Source organism: Pedobacter sp. D749, from assembly GCF_019317285.1.
GTDB lineage: Bacteria > Bacteroidota > Bacteroidia > Sphingobacteriales > Sphingobacteriaceae > Pedobacter.
Window position 1 is genome coordinate 3042489 of the sequence record NZ_CP079218.1, and the last position, 17656, is coordinate 3060144.

Sequence of the window (17656 nt, forward strand, 5' to 3'; positions counted from 1 at the left end):
GACACAAATTTAAACGCAGATCTTCAGTGCCAGCGATAATATAGAATCGCCTAGTACTGCAATGTTGAACTGCCAACTAAAAACTTTACAGTATTTCTTTTACAATATAATCTTTCCCATTAAACTTAAAGCTTTCATTGATAGCTTTTCCAATCAAAAACCTCCCTATCGGCGAAGCCTGTGATACCGCAAAGAATTTTTGTCCATCGGTATTTAATTCGCCTGCACTAATGCTGATATAAAAATTACCTTCAGTAGTGAGCACCAAACTTCCATTTTTAACCAATCGATCTGATTCTACATTTTCAATCTGCTGTAAAGCAATTTTCTGCTGACCTGCTTCATACAGTAATTTACTATTGCGATCCATTTCCTGCTGCATCATTTCGCGCGTGGTTTCATATTTATCACCCGCGCTACTTTTCGTATCATCATTCGAAGCTTGCCTGGCTTGTTGCAGTGAATATTCTATATTTTCTATCCTATTTTGAATAAAAGTTAAGCAAAGCTGATAAAGTTTTGATTTTAACGCAGACATATCTGATGGATAATGGAAGATGTAAGATGGATAATGGGGTGATGTAGCTATTTGCGAAGGTCAAAAGCCAGGTTTAAAATGGATTTGATTTTCTTTTTGGGGATATCCTCAAAATGGTTGATTAATAAAATTTTCATTCTGGCCCTTTTCTCCTGCAACAGATCTTCGTGTTCAATTTTATGTCCGTCAACCAAACCAATGTAAGGCTGAAGGAGTTTTTTATGGATCCAAAGATAACAGAACATTTTTTCTTTGTGGTAATAAAAAGGCATTCCGTATTTCCAATGTTCCGTAATATCATCATAACTCATTAAAAGTGACCTCAAATATTGAAGGCAACTTTTAATCGGCTCGTCTTTTTGCTCGAAATAATGATCCAGAGGATTTAACATAGCGAGAATGTAAGATGGATGATGGAAAATGGACGGGCAAAATTGATGATAAAAAATGTAAATCTATAACGAACTAATAGTCCAAAGTCTTTAGTCCGTAGTCTGAAGTCGATTAACCGATTTCTACCATTAACCGATTAACGCTATTTACCAATGAACCATTGCCCAATGAACTAATGCCCCACCTACCCCTCTATCCACCTTACTTTCTCTTCAATAGAAGTCCGGTTCGGCGCCCAGGGTTTTTCGTTATGATAGCCCATGTAAAATAAGCCGATGCATTTTTCATTTTCACCCAGGCTTAAGAAACCACCTAAATCATCAATTAATGGTGGGGAGCTCCAGTATGCGCCAACCTGTAAACTTTCTGCAGTTAAAGCCATATTCTGAACTGCACAGGAAACCGCAGCCAACTCTTCCCATTCAGGTATTTTACCACTCACCTGCATATTTATGGCAATAATACAATCAGCCTGACTCGTTTTCTCACCAAAGCTATCGTACTTTTTCTGAAGAAATTGTTGAGGGGAAACCAACTCTTTATATAGTTTACCAAGTTCCTCACCAAGTTTTGCCAATCCAGCTTTTCTGATCACGACAAAACGCCATGGCTGCGTTAATTTATGTGTCGGTGCATAATTGGCCGTTTCTAAAATCTGGTTAATCACCTCAACCGGAATTTCTTTTTTGATATAACTGGCAGGAAAAATACTGCGACGTTCTTTTATAACTTTTGAAACGATATCGTATGTTGTACTCATTTGGTAAAAATAGCTAAAAGCTCAAAGACTAAAGCTGAAAGAGAAAAACAATTTGAAATCAATTAAAATATTTGACGCTATGTTAACTGAAAATAAGATAGAAGCCGGAAGGATATATGAGGCGGAAGGCGGAAGGTAGAAGGTTTAAATTCCAAAGATTTGACTTTACGTTAACTGAAGCTTAAAACAATTAACTGCAAATTGATAACTGTCAACCGCGAACTGACAACTGCTTCCTGATCTGTTTAACTTTCGCAAAGAAGCCTATGCTTTCTTTGTCTACCAGAAAATCCATGGTTTGCAATAACTCTTCCTTAATCCAATTGTGCCTGGTATTTAGATTGGCCAAAATGTTTAAACAATGTGATTTAACAGCTACCGGAATCTTTTCGTCAATTAACCATGCAAAAACAACCTCTACCAGATGATCAGTTTCATAATCAGCAAGAATCTCCTTGATTTCCATACAAGCATTTTTCCTAGTCATAAAGGCCAGTATTTTAACATAATGCCTCAATGCAGATAAATTGCTTTGTTGCGGAAATTTCTCCAAAAAATAAAGCGCATAGGGCAGAAATCTTTGCTGATGCTTAGCAAATACATTTTCCAAAATCCATGCGGCCCGAAACCCGATCTGCTCATCATGATAAAAGCTTAAATCGATCAGATCTTTCACCGAAAAGGTGTCTTCAGAAGCTATGGCCGCTAATTTTTCTACTTTGCTTTTCTGAAGTGTGGTTTTTATGGTTTCGAGCAAGAGATCGTTTTGCATAAGGCTAAAATAAGCCTTTTGCTGGAGATAAACAGATCAAAGTCATTTAATAAATTCTATTTTTTGCTGCAAATTACCTTAAGATAGGTCGTCATTCCCAACTTGATTGGGAATCTAAAGCTTGCATTAAGATTCCCGCATGCGCGAGAATGACGTTCCCCACTTTGAAACAGTTTACTAAAATCAATATAATAATGTTCCGTAATAAAAGATTTATTTCCATAAGCCAAAAGCTTCTCCCTTTGTAAAATAAACCCGGTAGTAGCGAACACGGAGTGCAACGGAGTAAAGCGGAGTAAAGCGGATAACGGGACTGCATCTGCCACAATGAACCAGCCCCTCTATTTCCAAATCCTTAAAACTTTTCAACCTTTCAACATTAAAAACCCATTTCAACTTTCCAACCTCCAAACCTTTCAACAATAAAACAATCAAACCATTAAAGACTTTCCTACCCTCAACCTTTTTCCCTATCTTTGCGGCTTATTTCAATTATAGCATGATTTCAGTTTCTAATTTATCATTACGGTACGGCAAGCGCACATTATTTGAAGATGTTAACCTAAAATTTACCCAAGGCAACTGCTATGGCGTAATTGGGGCTAATGGCGCAGGTAAATCTACTTTTCTTAAAATTTTATCAGGAGAAGTGAATCAAACCTCTGGTAGCGTGGCTTTTACTCCAGGCGAAAGAATGGCCGTTTTAAAGCAAAACCATTACGAATTTGATGAGTTTTCGGTATTAGAAACTGTAATGATTGGCCATAAAGAACTTTATGCCATCATGAAAGAAAAAGATGCCATTTATATGAAAGAAGATTTCTCGGAGAAGGATGGCGAACGCGCCGGAGAGCTTGAAAATCTTTTTGCAGAAATGGATGGCTGGAACATGGAAAGCAATGCGGCAACGATGTTAAGCAATCTGGGCATAACTGAAGATAATCACTACAAATTGTTAAAGGAATTAGATAACACACAAAAAGTACGTGTGTTATTGGCACAGGCTCTGTTTGGCAATCCGGATATTTTATTACTGGATGAGCCTACCAACGATTTGGATATCGAAACCATCGCCTGGTTAGAAAACTTCCTGGCTGATTATCAGAACATCGTTTTGGTTGTATCTCACGACAGGCACTTTTTAGATGCCGTTTGTACGCATATCGTAGATATCGATTTTGCCAAAATGAGCATTTACACTGGTAACTATACTTTCTGGTACGAATCTAGTCAGCTGGCATTAAAACAACGCAGCGACCAGAACAAGAAAATGGAAGATAAGGTAAAGGAGCTTCAGGAATTTATCCGTAGGTTCAGTGCGAATGCTTCTAAATCAAAACAGGCTACTTCACGTAAAAAAGCTTTAGATAAGATAGATATCACCGAAATTAAAGCATCGAGCAGAAAATATCCGGCCATTATATTCAATAATACCGGTCGCGAGGCTGGAGATCAGATTTTACAAGTTGATGCTTTAGGCAAAAGTGGAAATGATGGCATTTTATTTGACAAAGTTACCTTTATGGTAAATAAAGGAGATAAAATTGCAGTTATATCTCAAAACAGTTTGGCTACTGCAGCATTTTATGATGTTTTAACAGGAAGAGATACAGACCACAGAGGCGAATTTAAATGGGGGGTTACCATTAGCACAGCAGATATTCCGAATGATAACTCTGAATATTTTGCGGGTAAAGATGAAAACCTGGTAGATTGGTTACGTGAGTACTCTGGTACCGACGCTGATGAACAATTTGTACGCAGCTTTTTAGGTAGAATGTTATTTTCAGGGGAAGAAGTACTTAAAAACGTAAAAGTACTTTCAGGAGGTGAGAAAATGCGTTGTATGTTCTCCAGAATGATGTTACAACAGGCTAACTTATTAATGTTTGATGAGCCAACCAATCACCTGGACCTTGAATCTATCGAGGCATTGAATAATGGCATGAAAGATTTTAAGGGTGCAATATTATTTACCTCACGAGATCACCAGTTAACAGAAACCGTTGCCAACCGCATTATCGAAATTACACCAAAAGGTACTATTGATAAGTTGATGACTTATGATGAATACATCAACAGCAGTGATGTTGCAAAATTAAGAGAAGAAATGTACGCTTAATTTTACGCTTAAAACATTGTATAAAGCCGCATGAAAATCATGCGGCTTTTCTTTTGTAAAAAAAAATCAACACTGGTGTAGCGTTTTCATTCTGTTAATCGTTTTACAAGAAAAAAGCGTTAATGGCCATTAACCAATTTTGTTCAAAGATTGATTTAAAACATTAAAATGAAAACGGATTTGAAAAATTTTAGCACTACGACAAAAATTATACTCTCTCTCCTTGCTATAACTTTAACCATAACTGCCTGCAAAAAGGATTTCAACAATGAGCCGATAGAAGCTGCCGGTATTGGCTTTATTCATGCATCACCAGGAACGGCTGCGCTTGATTTTATATTGGATAACCAAAAAATAAACAGCTTTACCTATACTAAAGATCTTGGCTATTATGCTGCTTATCCGGGAATAAGATTGGTTGGTGTTGCAAAAAAGGATACTTTAAAATATTTAACCACTGCTAACGCTACCTTAAAATCGGGATCATTTTATTCGGTTTTCGTAGTAGATACCTTAAAATCTACAAAACTTCTGATCCTTGAGGATGATTTAAAAGCTCCTGAAACCGATAAGGCTAAAGTTCGTTTTGTAAACTTAAGTCCGGGTTCTGCACCATTTGATTTGGGCATTGCAGGTACAGATGCGCCATTATTTACGGCAAAAGCATTTAAAGAGTTTACTACTTTTAGCAATATTGCACCAAATGACAGCTACACTTTTGAATTAAAACAAGGCGGAACAGTTAAAGCCAGCTTGCCTGCGGTTAAAATTGAAAAAGGTAAAATTTATACCATCTGGGCTAAAGGCTTATCAAGCAAAACCGATAGTACGGGCGTTGGCTTATCAGTGATGACAAACAAATAAAATATTCACTCTACCTGTGAAAACGAAAATTGACACCGCCCCGAAAAATGGGCGGTGTTATTTTTCTTAAATTTGCCTTAATTAATCATGATAAACCTTTAATAAATAGTCCTTTACGGGGGTGATAAAAAAAATACTCAGTTTTGAGGAAATTTTAAAAGGCTGTGTAAAAAACGACAATAGCTGTAAAGAAATGATGTATAAATCATTTTACGGCTATTTAATGGGCATAATTTTAAGGTATACCAAGAACACTTCGGATAGTGAAGAGCTTGTAAATGATAGCTTTATCAAGATTTTCAAACATGTTGGGGGCTTCAAAGCACCAAAGAATCCGGAAGAATTACAAAGATCATTTAAAGGCTGGATTGCCCAGATTGCTTCGCGGACGGCGATAGACAAAATCAGGAGTTCAAAAGTTCAGTTTTATGTTGATGATTTAGCAGAAAGCGAACATCCGGCTACCCACGTTTCGATTGCATCGGAACTACACGTTAATGATATTTTGAATTTACTAAATCATTTACCAGATACGCAGAGACTGGTATTTAACTTATATGAAATTGAGGGCTTTGCCCACGATGAAATTTCGAAGATGTTAAACATTCCTGAAAGTTCCAGTCGTGTTTACCTCACACGTTCTAAAAATAAGTTACGTACCCTTTACCTAAATACCATGGTTAATTCATACGAAAAAAATGGATAAGGAATTAATTGAGCATATTACTGCGCAACTCCAAAACCATGAGGAAACATATCCTAATGGTGCCTGGGAGCGCTTTTCGGAGAAAAAAAACAACAGACGAGGCATAACTTACTGGCCTTTGTGGGCTGCTGCTGCCTTAATTTTAATCTTCGGAGGTGTATTTTTGGCGCAAAACAATATAGATCAGAAAAAACAAGTTTTGGTAATTAAACAGAAAGCGCAGCAAATTCCTGCCGCCGATGGAAATACAAATGTAGTTACTGAAACTAAAACCAATCCAACACCATTAAACAACAATGCAACTGCTGCAAATAATATAGCTGCCAATCGTGCAACAAAAATTACGGAAAACCTAAAACCATTATTATCGCAAGAGAGCAGTTATCCTCGTATTAATACAGTAGAAGAATTAACTCCTGTAAATAATAATCTTTTAGATAGTAAACTTGCAGGTGCTAATCTTTCCAACCTGAAATCCAAACAGTTTAATATTTTAACGGAGAACAAGAAACCTAAACCCCTTACACAAACAAATTTCGAAAAGTTGCTTGCTCATGATAGCTATGCAAACCAACAAAAACCAGCCGATAAAGCAAGTGGTAACTCTAAATGGCAGCCTGATGTATACGTTGCCCCTGCTATGGGTAATGACAATAAAGTAACCATGAATTATGGATTTTCTTTGTCGTATGCCATCGCCAACAAATTATCAATAAGTTCTGGCGTATCTTATGCCTCTATTAGTACAACAGAATCTTTAGATGCTTCTGCACCACAAACCTTATCAGGCAAAAACCTGGCATCAGTTGATGCCAAAGTGCGCGGAATTAATGTTCCATTAGAACTAAAATACAATATCAGTGATAAACTTTATACCAATATTGGGGTTTCTGCACTTGCTGTTTTAAATAATTCACAGCAAAACAGCTATATCATAAACCAGGTTCAGAGTTTCTCTTCTCCGGCAGTAAATGGTTATGCTGATTCGAAGACATTAATTGTGAAAGAAAAAACTGTTGAGCCTCAACCCGAAGCTAATTTAGATCCTGATAAATATATCGGATTCTACAATTTTTCTTTGGGCTACAAGCAAAAAATATCCAAAAAGAATAACATTGCTATCGAGCCTTTTTTAAGATTGCCCATGAAAACTTTCTCTAAAGAAAACCTTAACCTTACCAATGGTGGACTGCGGTTGAAAATTGATTTTTAAAAAAACTAAGATATTTAGTATATTTGGTTAAATACCTCATATGAAAAATATCAAGCCATACCCTACCGAAGATGAGCTACCTCCTATTAAAACTCTTAATGAAGTAGATTTTTCTGCTGTTTATAGCTATGCAGACTATATGCGCTTTGAATTTGAAGAGCGCTTAGAGATTATTAAAGGCTACATTTTTGAAATGAGCCCTGCGCCTTCCAGGATGCACCAAAAAATATCAGGAAGAATTTTTAACCCTATCTACAATGCATTGAATGGTCATCAATGCGAAGTGTATTCAGCACCTTTTGATGTGCGTTTAGCCAAGAAAACTCAGGATGACAGAGAAGTTTTTACCGTTGTGCAACCCGATATTGTAGTCGTTTGCGATCCGACTAAACTGGATAAGCGTGGTTGTATTGGCGCGCCGGATATTGTTGTCGAGATTTTATCACCAGGCAACAATAAAAAAGAGCTGATTAACAAATATGAAGTCTACGAAGAAGCAGGCGTTAAAGAATACTGGATTGTGAGTTCTTCGGATAAAACATTTTTCAGGTATATCCTTGATGATAAGGGCAAGTTTCAGCCCACAAAGCTGCTCACTGAGGGCGAAGAGGTAACCACAACGATTATACCAGACTTAAAACTTATCTTAGAAGAGGTATTTCAGGATTAGAACAATGATATTTAAACGAAAGAAGTCAAGTTTTAAATAGCAGCTTGCCATTTAAACTTGACTTCTTTAAAATCGTTTATATTAACTAGTGACCTGAATGACCATCAGCTCCGTGAGCATGACCATGAGCCAACTCATCTTGAGTAGCTTCGCGTACATTTAAAATTACACCGCTAAACACTAAATTTTTACCCGCCATTGGGTGATTTAAATCTACTGAAATGGTTTCGTCGTGAACAGCAGTAACACCTGCTCTGAACTGGTTACCGTTGTTATCTTGCAATGGAATCACATCACCAACGTTTGGCAATTCGCCACCAGCTTCGGTAAACATTGTTTTTGGAAGATCGGCGAAAGCTCCCGGATCGATATCACCATAACCATCTGCAGCAGATAGTTCGAAGCCATATTCATCACCAGTTTTTAAACCGGTTAAGTGTTCTTCAAATTTAGGCAACATCATGCCAACGCCATATAAAAATACTAAAGGATTTTCTTCATCAGCTTTTTCTACAAAAACTTGTTGTCCTTCTTCGTTAGTAGTATGCAATTCGTAAGTTAACGCTACTACAGAGTTTGGTGAAATATTCATTTAAATTAATTTATTGTAAATACTCTAATGCGTCCTCAACAGTGTTAACCGGCAACTGGCATAATTATTTCGGCAAATATTTATTAAACTTATTATAGTGCTTTTAAATATTGCTGGGCAAAGATAAGTTAATTATTTACCTAACAAAAAAGATGAGCTGATTGTTCAGAAAAGAAGATGTTTTTTAGTACTAGTACGAATGTAGTACTAAATGAAAATTTATTTAATAGTAAACCTCCGCAAATTCTTGAATCAGTTTAGCATTTACAAAACCACGTTTATTAGGGCTTTGAATTTTGTTCAATCAGAACCATATGTGATTCTTCTTTACCACTAGCAATATCTTGTTGGATAACTACTTCAGGGAATTGTTGTTCACTCGCAACTTTGTATTTACCATTTTCATAAATCTCAAATGCAAAGTCAAGTTTGTCTTTCTCGGTATAGGCATATTCAGAACCTATTGGTTTAGTGCCAGATTCTGTATTATGCAGGTTGATGTGAATCTCTTTATCAGCATAAACTTTTTTAAGAGAATCAAGAACCAGTTTCTTTTTAGATGGTTCAACTTTACATGATGCAGTTAGTAAAACTAGGCCGACAAATGCACCGTTTATGAGGTTACTTTTTAACATCCCACACTTTGGTTAAAGTAGAATCAATCATAAAAGTATTACTTGTTTTGATGATGGCATTAAACCCGTTCTTTGCCCTGTAATAATGAATGATTGAATAGCCTGTAAAGTCACCTTTATATTTCAATGCTGCCTTTGCTTTAGCATCTAAAATCTCTTCAACTTGCTTACTGATTCTTTTATCATCAACTTGTGCTTGCTTCAATTGTGCCATGGTGTAAGTTGATATCTTACTATCAATAATTGAAAGGACATCATTTAAACTATCAATTTTCTTATTGTATACTTCACTTTCAGAACTGTATTTGAAACTTGTGTAGGTACTGTCTAATTTTTCAAAGCTGATGGCCTCATAACTTTTAGGGTCATTCAATGTTGAATCAAGATATTTTTTAACCAGTACCTCTGCTTGCTGCTGTTTGGTCACATTTGGCTTACAAGCGAATAGACATAATACTAATGGTAATAATGATGTTGTTTTCATATTGAGATACGTTTTTCTTTAATATAAAAGATTAATAATTGAAATTGACCAAATCGGTTAGCGCCTGTAATTAGTTAAATTTTTTCCATTCTGGGTGTCTTGTGTACCATATTTCTTTCAAGCTATCAGTTAACTTTTTATCCAATCTACTTGAAATATCTATACCGAGGGAATCAAGGACTTCGAATTTAGTAGCGGTGCTCAAACTATTTTTACCCAACCTCAACTCTGTAGATTTCTGCGCAAACCACCTAATCAAGCCCTTATCATAGGCTAAAGTATCATTTGCAACCATTACAGTGTCTTCTTTTGTACTCGGACTTCTTGATGAGTCATACAGAGTTGTTTCAACTCTATGCACAATAATGGTATACGGGTAAAGTGGTGTTGGTTTAGGTTTGCAGCTAATAAAACTTAGAACAATGAAGGATGCTGCACTTAGAAGTTTTTTCATGAGATGTTATTTTTTTATTGCTAATATAGCCAGAATAAAATTCACAATTTATGGTTTCCCGTAATGAACTAAAGAGGAAACCGAGTTCTAAATCTAAACAGGGTCCTAAGACAATTCTTTTATCTGCTGCGAGTTCTGACATTATACCATAGCATAAATCTCAACTTATTAAGCATCTTTGGAATTGAACCCCTGTCGAATATCACCAAATAGTATAGGTAAATTTGAGTTAAGAAAAGCAAGTAACATCTTGCGCTGAAAAATGAATATAAAACGTTATTAAATAGATATATATGGAAACTTTTCTGGTTATTATCATCAGCGTAATTGCTGTTATTGTTGTGGCAACCAATTATAAATTAGTTACTAATGGTGGCAAAAAGAAAAAGAGATAAACAATGGGTAATCTATTTAAGTCAATTGAAAACAATAATAGAGTAAGTCAACGTCAATAAGACTTGACCAAGTTTTGGTTAATAAAGTGCTAGAAACACAAATCACTAATTATCAGATAAATATAAATATTATACCAGGATTTTATCGACAATTGCATTTTTTTATTTGGAAAATTGCTACTTTTAAAAACACATTCCTCTTTGCTGTATCCTACGGGACTGGATTACAGTTAGCTTTTTCTTTTCATTTTAAGAATTACTGACCTTAATCCATTTAGATATGTCAATTTTAACTAGTATAGGTGCTTGGATAGCAATAAAATTCTCAATAGGTAAGAACCTTACAGATTGGATTGGCAAATACGCTCTGCGGAATAAACCACAATCTATAAAAGAAAAATTTAATGATGCGGGTGTTTTAATTGAGCGTGAACAAATTTACAGATAACTCTATAAATCGCGACTCAACATGTTAACTTTTAAATTGAAAGTTTATGATTATTTCGAACGAAACACGTAGCATTGTGAAATACAAATTAGATGATTCTTTTTGGCATCCTCTAAATAATCAAAAGAGTGAAGTTTACATCTCCACATTTTTCGATGCGCAAACAAAAATAAAGCCTACAGTAAGTCTTAACGCCTCAATAGATAAGGTTTCGGAAACCAAAGCTAAATATGCCTTAGTTATTGAAGCTTCATTTTTTAACGAGAAAACAAGAAAAAAATTTATTCAATATAAAGGAATTGCATCTATGGAATTTACAATAGAAGATGAGGAAAAGGACTTCATCGACTTGTCAAGATTTTATGAAAGCAATTATAATTTTATGGAAAAATTTATTCTAGAAAATAGCCTATACTATTTTAACTATATTGAATTCCATTCCTATAAAAATCACCTTGAAAGAGAATGGCTAAGATGGAACGGATTTTATCAATAATTTAAAATTTATTGCAAATGTTCTAATGCCTCCTCTACTGTCTTCACCGGCAACTGGCATACTTTATTTCGGCAAATATAAACTTTTGTTTCATTGCTTTGCTTACCTTTTAACAGCGGTAAGTTACTTTTTGTTCCACCCAATGTAATTTTATTCGGAATATAATGCCTGCTTAATTCTAATTTAACAACATCCGTTTCTAAACCGGTAATGGCAATTTCATTTATGCCATAAATTTCATTCAGTAATTGAATGGCCCAATTTGAATAGGCAGAGCCATAACTTTTAATCTTCGGATGAACCGCAGCAAGCATTTCAGAAGCTTTTTCATTATATTTTTCAATATCAAAAAGCAATCCCATTTTTTTTAAGTTTTGCGCCATTACGGAGTTCGAAGCAGGAATTACATTGTCCATCACTTCATGTTTGCGGGCAATTAAATCTTCACTTTCTGCAGAGGTATAAAAAAACATTGGTGAATCCGGATCATAAAAATTAGCGATTACATAATCAGTTAACGATTTAGCTTCTACCAGCCATTTTTCATCAAAATCATATTCGTATAATGCAATTAACGCTTCGATAAAAAACGCGTAATCATCTAAAAAACCTGTAATAGATGCCTTTCCGTTTTTATAGTTCCGGTATAAACCTCCTTTTTCCAATTTTAGGTGATTTAAGATAAAATTAGCTGCAGCAGATGCCTTTTCATAATATTGATTGTGACTTAAAACCTGAGCCGCATCGGCCAGCGCTTTAATCATCATTCCATTCCAGGCAGTTAAACATTTGTCATCCAAACCTGGCCTGATCCTTTTACTCCGCACAGCCATTAATTTTGTCTTGGCTGAGTTTACCTTATCATAAAGCACCTCCGCCGTAGTATCAAATTTTGCAAGTAAATCGTCATCGCTGATGGTTTTGCGCAGAATATTGGTTTGTTCTTCTTCCCAATTACCTTCTTCGGTAATGTTATAGTAAGCGCCGATCAGTTGGGCATCTTCACCCAAAACCTGATCGAATTCTGCTTTATCCCAAACATAGAACTTACCTTCTATCCCCTCGCTATCCGCATCTAATGCCGAATAAAATAATCCATCTGCAGAAGTCATCTCATCAGAAACCCAATTTACAGTTTCTACCACGGTCTGTTTAAAAGAATCAAACTTAGTACACTGATAAGCTTCTGCATACAAACTGATCAATTGTGCATTATCGTAAAGCATCTTCTCAAAATGCGGCACATGCCATTTATCATCAACCGAATAACGGGCAAAGCCACCGCCAATCTGATCGTAAATACCTCCCCTGCTCATTTCTTCGAGCGTATGACAAACAGCTGTAAAAACCGATTCATCATCTTTTAAAAAGCCATAACGCAATAAAAAGACCCAATTATTGGGTAAGGGAAATTTCGGCGCACGGTTATAACCTCCGTAACCAATATCGAAATGGCGTTTCCAGGGATCGATAATTTCGGTCAGGTGTTCATGGGCATATTCTTCTGTAGTTACTGTAGCGATTATCTTTTCACTGTCTTTGATCCCAGAAGTTAACCTTTCGGCATATTGAATGGCTTTATCAGGTTCATTTGCCCAAAGTGCGGCAACATTCTCCAGAATATTGATCCAATCGTTTTTTCGGAAATAAGTGCCACCATAAATCGGACGCTGATCTGGCAAACAGATGCAGTTTAAAGGCCATCCGCCACTACCTGTCATGAGTTGAATGGCATACATATAAATCTGATCAATATCCGGACGTTCTTCCCTATCAACTTTAATGCATACAAAATGCCGGTTCATCACTTCGGCAACTTCATGGTTTTCGAAACTTTCGCGCTCCATTACATGGCACCAATGGCAGGCCGAATAGCCAATGCTCACCAATATGAGCTTATTTTCTGCTTTGGCCTTTTCTAATGCTTCTGCCCCCCATTCATACCAATTAACAGGATTGTGGGCATGCTGTAATAAATATGGTGATGAAGCGTGGATTAAGTTATTGGTTTCGGACATGACAGGTTATGTAAAATGTAAGCGGGAAAATGGAATTTTAATTTCGAGGCGTAAATCTATTAATAATCTACAAACCTGTTTCTATTTAGTTTTTGTTTTTATACTTTAGTTGGAAATCTATACGATGAATGGAATTGAGCAGAAATCAGTTATTTAATGCCATAAAAGAGATTATTAGCCAATCCCGTTTGAAAGTATTTCGTGCGGCAAATTCTGCATTACTTGAATCTTACTGGCAAATTGGAAAACTTATTATTGAGGATGAGCAGCAGGTAAAATTACGTGCAGCATACGGAAAAGAGACTTTAAAAAATCTTTCAAATCAATTGACATTTGAGTTTGGGAAAGGTTTTGATGAAAGAAATTTGAATAATATGCGATCTTTCTATTCTGCATTTCCAATTTGGTACGCATTGCGTACCGAATTAAGTTGGACTCGTTACCGGCTTTTATCCCGTTTTGTAAACCCTAACCTTATACCCTATACCTTCAACCTTACACCCTAAACCTTTCCCCCTCAACCTTACACCTTCAACCTTCAACCCTAAAAAAATGAAAATCACTCATACCGAAATATACCGATTTAGCATACCGATGGAACCTTTTGTTATTGCAACAGGAACCATGCATTTTGCACAAAATGTGTTGATCAGGATTTATACGGATACAGGTATCCATGGCATTGGAGAATGCTCTGCTTTCCCGATGATTGTTGGTGAAACACAGGAAACCTGTATTGCCATGGCTAAAGATTTTGCCGCGATTTTAAAAGGTAAAGACCCTTTAGAGATTCCCGAACGGATGAACGATTTATTGGGTTATGCAGATCATAACAATACCATTAAAAGTGCTTTCGATATGGCTTTGTTTGATATTGCAGCAAAAAATGCAAACTTACCCCTGTATAAATTTCTAGGTGGAACCAAACGCACCATTGAAACTGATATGACCATTGGTATCGACACACCGGAGGGAATGGCCACTACAGCTTTGAAATATAAAAGCCAGGGTTGCCGTATCTTAAAAATTAAGCTAGGTAAAAAAGTGCATGATGATATAGAAAGGGTAAAACACATCCGCGAAGCGGTAGGTGAAGATTTAACCTTACGCCTGGATGCCAATCAGGGTTGGAGTTTCGACGATGCTTTATTTGCATTGGGCGAATTGGAAAAATACAATATTGAGTTCTGCGAACAACCCATGCGCACCTGGTATGATGATAAATTACCGGAGCTGAATGTAAATTCGCCAATTAAATTAATGGCCGATGAAAGCTGCTATAACCACCATGATGGCCGAAAACTGATCAACAGTCAATCTACAACCTATTTAAACATTAAATTTTCAAAATCCGGGGGGATTTTAGAAGCGCAAAAAATACATGAAGAAGCCTTAAAACATGGTGTAAAATGTATGATTGGCAGCATGCTCGAAACCCGGATTGCTTTAAGCGCCAACCTGCATTTTGCCTTGGCCAGCCCTAATATTGAGTTTTTTGACTTAGATACAGCGCTATTGGGGCATTTAGTTGATCCAGTGGTTGGTGGCTTAACTTATAACGGTTATTTTCTTGATGTTCCCGAAGAAATCGGTATAGGCGCCGAAGCAGATGAGTTTTTCTTAGAGAAATGTGAAAGCTGGACGGTTTAGCATAATAGTTTGGAGTTTGGCGTTTGGAGTCGATTAACCGATTAAAAAAATTAAACTCCAAATCAATATCTATTCATTATTTATTAACGACGTACTGAACCTCTTAAACAGATCGCTTATCCTAAAGCTCCCAGCGTATGTACATATCTCCGGCATTTGTTTTTAGGCATTATGCTAGCTTGCTCTAAAAATACGCAGGTTTTACCGAAGTACGCCTGTCAATCCCAAGGGCCAGCGAAATCAAAAAAACAGTTGCAAACCAGTGCAATTAGCACTACCAAACCTCAAACGCAGTGAGTTTTGTGTCACGAGGTACCTGCTAACCCTCACTTACCACAGCCCGACACAAAACAAAGTGCCGCTGTTTTTTTGATGTGCGTCGGCTATGTGCAAAAGGCCCATTGCTGGATTGACGAAGCATTTTTGCATACTTTTGATGCGTCAAAAGTTTGATGCCACGCGGCATAGAGCGAAAAAAATTAGGCTTATCGTTAATAAATAATGACCAGTGAACCAATAACTAATGAACTAACAACCTATCCAACGCCAAACTATCACCATTAAAAGCATTAAAATCGACTACATGGCCGATACCATTAATTTTAGCTTTATCAGAATGCTGCCAAAATTTCCAGCGGCTTTTATCCATCCTTAACTTTGGTTGATAATAATGGGCAATCCACAAAGGATAATCATCAAAATGATCGGCTAAATAATCTTCGTAAAATTTAAGCCCGGTATAAACAATTGGTCTTACTTTGGTTTTCATTTCTACATAATTGAGAAAATCAGAAAGTTCTGCCCTCATTTTTAACGGTGAAACCCCATCTAAAGATTCAATATCCACAACTGGTGGTAAATCACCCTTCTCAATATTTACCACTTGCAAGAAAAATTTGGCCTGCGTTTTACCATCCTTTTTAGGTCTGAAAAAGTGATAGGCACCACAAATAATCCCTGCTTTTGGGGCTTCACGCCAATTGCGTTGAAAATAGGGATCAACCAGCATTAATCCCTCTGTGGCTTTGATAAAGGCAAAACGGATACTCACCTCATCTTCCTTCATTTCCTTTACTTTTTGCCAGTTTATTTTACCCTGATAATAGGAAACATCAATTCCGTGAACCGTATATTTTTTAGGGATCTTAATGTTAAAACTCTCGTAAGTTCTGTAATTAGGGTCTTGCCCCCAGTCTTTAACCCAACGCCAGGTAGCCACAAAACTTCTTAATACATAGCCGTAATAAAATGGAGAGAGCAAAATCAACAATAAACCTGCAATAACCAGTTTAAGCTGAACGGAAAGCACAGCTTTCTTTTTTTTGCCTGTCGTGGGTTTTCTGGTTGCAGGTTTCCTAACGGCAGGTTTTCTGGCAACCGGACTTTTATTTATTGGGGTTCTTTTATCTGCAGGCATGGGTTATTAATGCCGCTAAGTTGAGGAAAATGTATGAAAATAAAAAAGGCGAGTTGCCCCGAATTAGTAAGAACCCTTCGGCGGCGATGGACCTGTACCGATTTTTCATCGGTAGCCGAGGCAAGACTGCACGAAGAGCAAAACCTGCAAAGGCAATGCAATACGAGCGCATTAAGATTGCTTCGTGCCTCGCAATGACGACCGTATTGTAGCGAGCGCCTTAAACCCCTATCCGCCTATCGGCACCTTTCCCCTGAAAGGGAAAGGACTAAAAGAAAATCTCCTTATAACCACCCCCACCCCTCCTAGATTAGGAGGGGAGTTCCCCTCATAGTTTCAAAGGGATCAATATATGGATGCTTTTCTCTACTCCATGCTATCTGCATCATGCTATCCGGCCTAGGAAATGATGGAAGGAGAAAACGTTAAAGCTTTTGCACCTCCTTTCAAATTACCACTATCCAGAGGCAGCACGCCCTCCCCGATTTTTCATCGGGGGCTTGTGCTGGCGACCAATAAAGCTTTGACGAATTTATCCGACATCAGATCCAAGCCTTGATCTTTTGTTTCTTTTCTATCAAGAGAAAAGAAAGAGCCCCTCGGCGGCGGTGAGCCGAGGCAAGACTGGACAAAACCTGCAAAAGCAATGTATTACGCATTAAGATTGCTTCGTGCCTCGCAATGACGACCGTATTATAGCGAGCGCCTTAAACCCCTATCCGCCTATCGGCACCTTTCCCCTGAAAGGGAAAGGACTGAAAACAAATTACTGCACCCTGCAATATGCCCCATGCTATATGCTCCCTGCTATCCGGCCTGGCAGATTTTCGCCGAACATTGTTTCTTTACGCGCTTTGCCAACTCCCTCTCACCACCCAACAACCTTAACCCAAGCACGACTGTCAATCCCAAGGCCGGCTGAATCAAAAAAACAGGTGCAGACCAGCACAACCAGCACTACCAAACCTCAAACGCAGTGAGTTTTGTGTCACTGGGAACCTACTAACTTTCACTAACCACAACCCGACA

Annotated in this window: 19 protein-coding genes; 9 read left to right on the plus strand and 10 right to left on the minus strand. The window is 37.2% G+C overall.

The window, feature by feature from the left end:
• Positions 1-85: 85 nt before the first annotated feature.
• From KYH19_RS12225 to KYH19_RS12240, 4 genes are all read right to left on the minus strand, one after another.
• Positions 86-538 carry a 3-oxoacyl-ACP synthase gene (locus KYH19_RS12225; RefSeq protein WP_121282965.1) on the minus strand — a complete coding sequence of 151 codons (453 nt, stop codon included), beginning with the start codon at positions 536-538 and terminating at the stop codon, positions 86-88.
• A gap of 47 nt (positions 539-585) precedes the next feature.
• Complete coding sequence (locus tag KYH19_RS12230) at positions 586-930, minus strand: DUF1801 domain-containing protein (RefSeq protein WP_219075316.1); 345 nt, start codon at positions 928-930, stop codon at positions 586-588.
• Between the two features lie 185 nt (positions 931-1115).
• The gene (locus tag KYH19_RS12235) at positions 1116-1691 is read right to left on the minus strand and encodes a nitroreductase (protein WP_219075317.1); all 576 of its coding nucleotides are present in this window, start codon (positions 1689-1691) and stop codon (positions 1116-1118) included.
• Positions 1692-1902: 211 nt separating this feature from the next.
• Entirely contained in the window at positions 1903-2463 is a 561-nt protein-coding gene (locus KYH19_RS12240; RefSeq protein ID WP_219075318.1) for a hypothetical protein, read from the minus strand.
• A gap of 499 nt (positions 2464-2962) precedes the next feature.
• Between KYH19_RS12240 and KYH19_RS12245 the strand changes: the two genes are divergently transcribed.
• From KYH19_RS12245 to KYH19_RS12265, 5 genes are all read left to right on the plus strand, one after another.
• Entirely contained in the window at positions 2963-4585 is a 1623-nt protein-coding gene (locus KYH19_RS12245) for an ABC-F family ATP-binding cassette domain-containing protein (protein ID WP_121282962.1), read from the plus strand.
• Positions 4586-4753: 168 nt separating this feature from the next.
• On the plus strand, positions 4754-5449 hold the full coding sequence (locus KYH19_RS12250; RefSeq protein WP_219075319.1) for a DUF4397 domain-containing protein: 696 nt from the start codon (positions 4754-4756) through the stop codon (positions 5447-5449).
• A gap of 121 nt (positions 5450-5570) precedes the next feature.
• Positions 5571-6155, plus strand: a complete 585-nt coding sequence (locus KYH19_RS12255) for an RNA polymerase sigma factor (protein ID WP_219075320.1) — start codon at positions 5571-5573, stop codon at positions 6153-6155.
• Positions 6148-7368 (plus strand): hypothetical protein, encoded by a 1221-nt coding sequence (locus KYH19_RS12260; protein ID WP_219075321.1) that lies wholly within the window; start codon positions 6148-6150, stop codon positions 7366-7368. The genes KYH19_RS12255 and KYH19_RS12260 overlap by 8 nt, the downstream gene beginning before the upstream one ends.
• 40 nt (positions 7369-7408) lie before the next feature.
• Positions 7409-8038: a Uma2 family endonuclease gene (locus KYH19_RS12265; protein ID WP_219075322.1), complete on the plus strand. Its 630-nt coding sequence runs from the start codon at positions 7409-7411 to the stop codon at positions 8036-8038.
• 85 nt (positions 8039-8123) lie between these two features.
• On the opposite strand, the gene KYH19_RS12270 is transcribed toward KYH19_RS12265, so the two are convergent.
• From KYH19_RS12270 to KYH19_RS12285, 4 genes are all read right to left on the minus strand, one after another.
• Positions 8124-8630, minus strand: a complete 507-nt coding sequence (locus KYH19_RS12270; RefSeq protein WP_055905862.1) for a peptidylprolyl isomerase — start codon at positions 8628-8630, stop codon at positions 8124-8126.
• A gap of 281 nt (positions 8631-8911) precedes the next feature.
• The gene (locus KYH19_RS12275; RefSeq protein ID WP_219075323.1) at positions 8912-9265 is read right to left on the minus strand and encodes a hypothetical protein; all 354 of its coding nucleotides are present in this window, start codon (positions 9263-9265) and stop codon (positions 8912-8914) included.
• Complete coding sequence (locus KYH19_RS12280) at positions 9252-9749, minus strand: hypothetical protein (protein ID WP_219075324.1); 498 nt, start codon at positions 9747-9749, stop codon at positions 9252-9254. The genes KYH19_RS12275 and KYH19_RS12280 overlap by 14 nt, the downstream gene beginning before the upstream one ends.
• A 70-nt stretch (positions 9750-9819) precedes the next feature.
• On the minus strand, positions 9820-10203 hold the full coding sequence (locus KYH19_RS12285; protein WP_132401559.1) for a hypothetical protein: 384 nt from the start codon (positions 10201-10203) through the stop codon (positions 9820-9822).
• Positions 10204-10878: 675 nt separating this feature from the next.
• Between KYH19_RS12285 and KYH19_RS12290 the strand changes: the two genes are divergently transcribed.
• The gene (locus KYH19_RS12290) at positions 10879-11046 is read left to right on the plus strand and encodes a hypothetical protein (RefSeq protein WP_165902706.1); all 168 of its coding nucleotides are present in this window, start codon (positions 10879-10881) and stop codon (positions 11044-11046) included.
• A gap of 46 nt (positions 11047-11092) precedes the next feature.
• Positions 11093-11542 carry a hypothetical protein gene (locus KYH19_RS12295; protein WP_219075325.1) on the plus strand — a complete coding sequence of 150 codons (450 nt, stop codon included), beginning with the start codon at positions 11093-11095 and terminating at the stop codon, positions 11540-11542.
• An 8-nt stretch (positions 11543-11550) separates the two neighbouring features.
• Here KYH19_RS12295 and KYH19_RS12300 read toward each other — a convergent pair whose 3' ends face one another.
• Positions 11551-13560, minus strand: a complete 2010-nt coding sequence (locus tag KYH19_RS12300; RefSeq protein WP_219075326.1) for a thioredoxin domain-containing protein — start codon at positions 13558-13560, stop codon at positions 11551-11553.
• A gap of 128 nt (positions 13561-13688) precedes the next feature.
• On the opposite strand from KYH19_RS12300, the gene KYH19_RS12305 reads away from it, so the two are divergent.
• Complete coding sequence (locus KYH19_RS12305) at positions 13689-14066, plus strand: DUF1016 N-terminal domain-containing protein (protein WP_193420022.1); 378 nt, start codon at positions 13689-13691, stop codon at positions 14064-14066.
• 46 nt (positions 14067-14112) lie between these two features.
• Positions 14113-15210, plus strand: a complete 1098-nt coding sequence (locus tag KYH19_RS12310) for a mandelate racemase/muconate lactonizing enzyme family protein (RefSeq protein ID WP_193420021.1) — start codon at positions 14113-14115, stop codon at positions 15208-15210.
• 520 nt (positions 15211-15730) lie between these two features.
• Here the strand turns inward: KYH19_RS12310 and KYH19_RS12315 are convergent.
• Positions 15731-16627: a glycoside hydrolase family 25 protein gene (locus KYH19_RS12315; RefSeq protein WP_219075327.1), complete on the minus strand. Its 897-nt coding sequence runs from the start codon at positions 16625-16627 to the stop codon at positions 15731-15733.
• Positions 16628-17656 lie beyond the last annotated feature (1029 nt).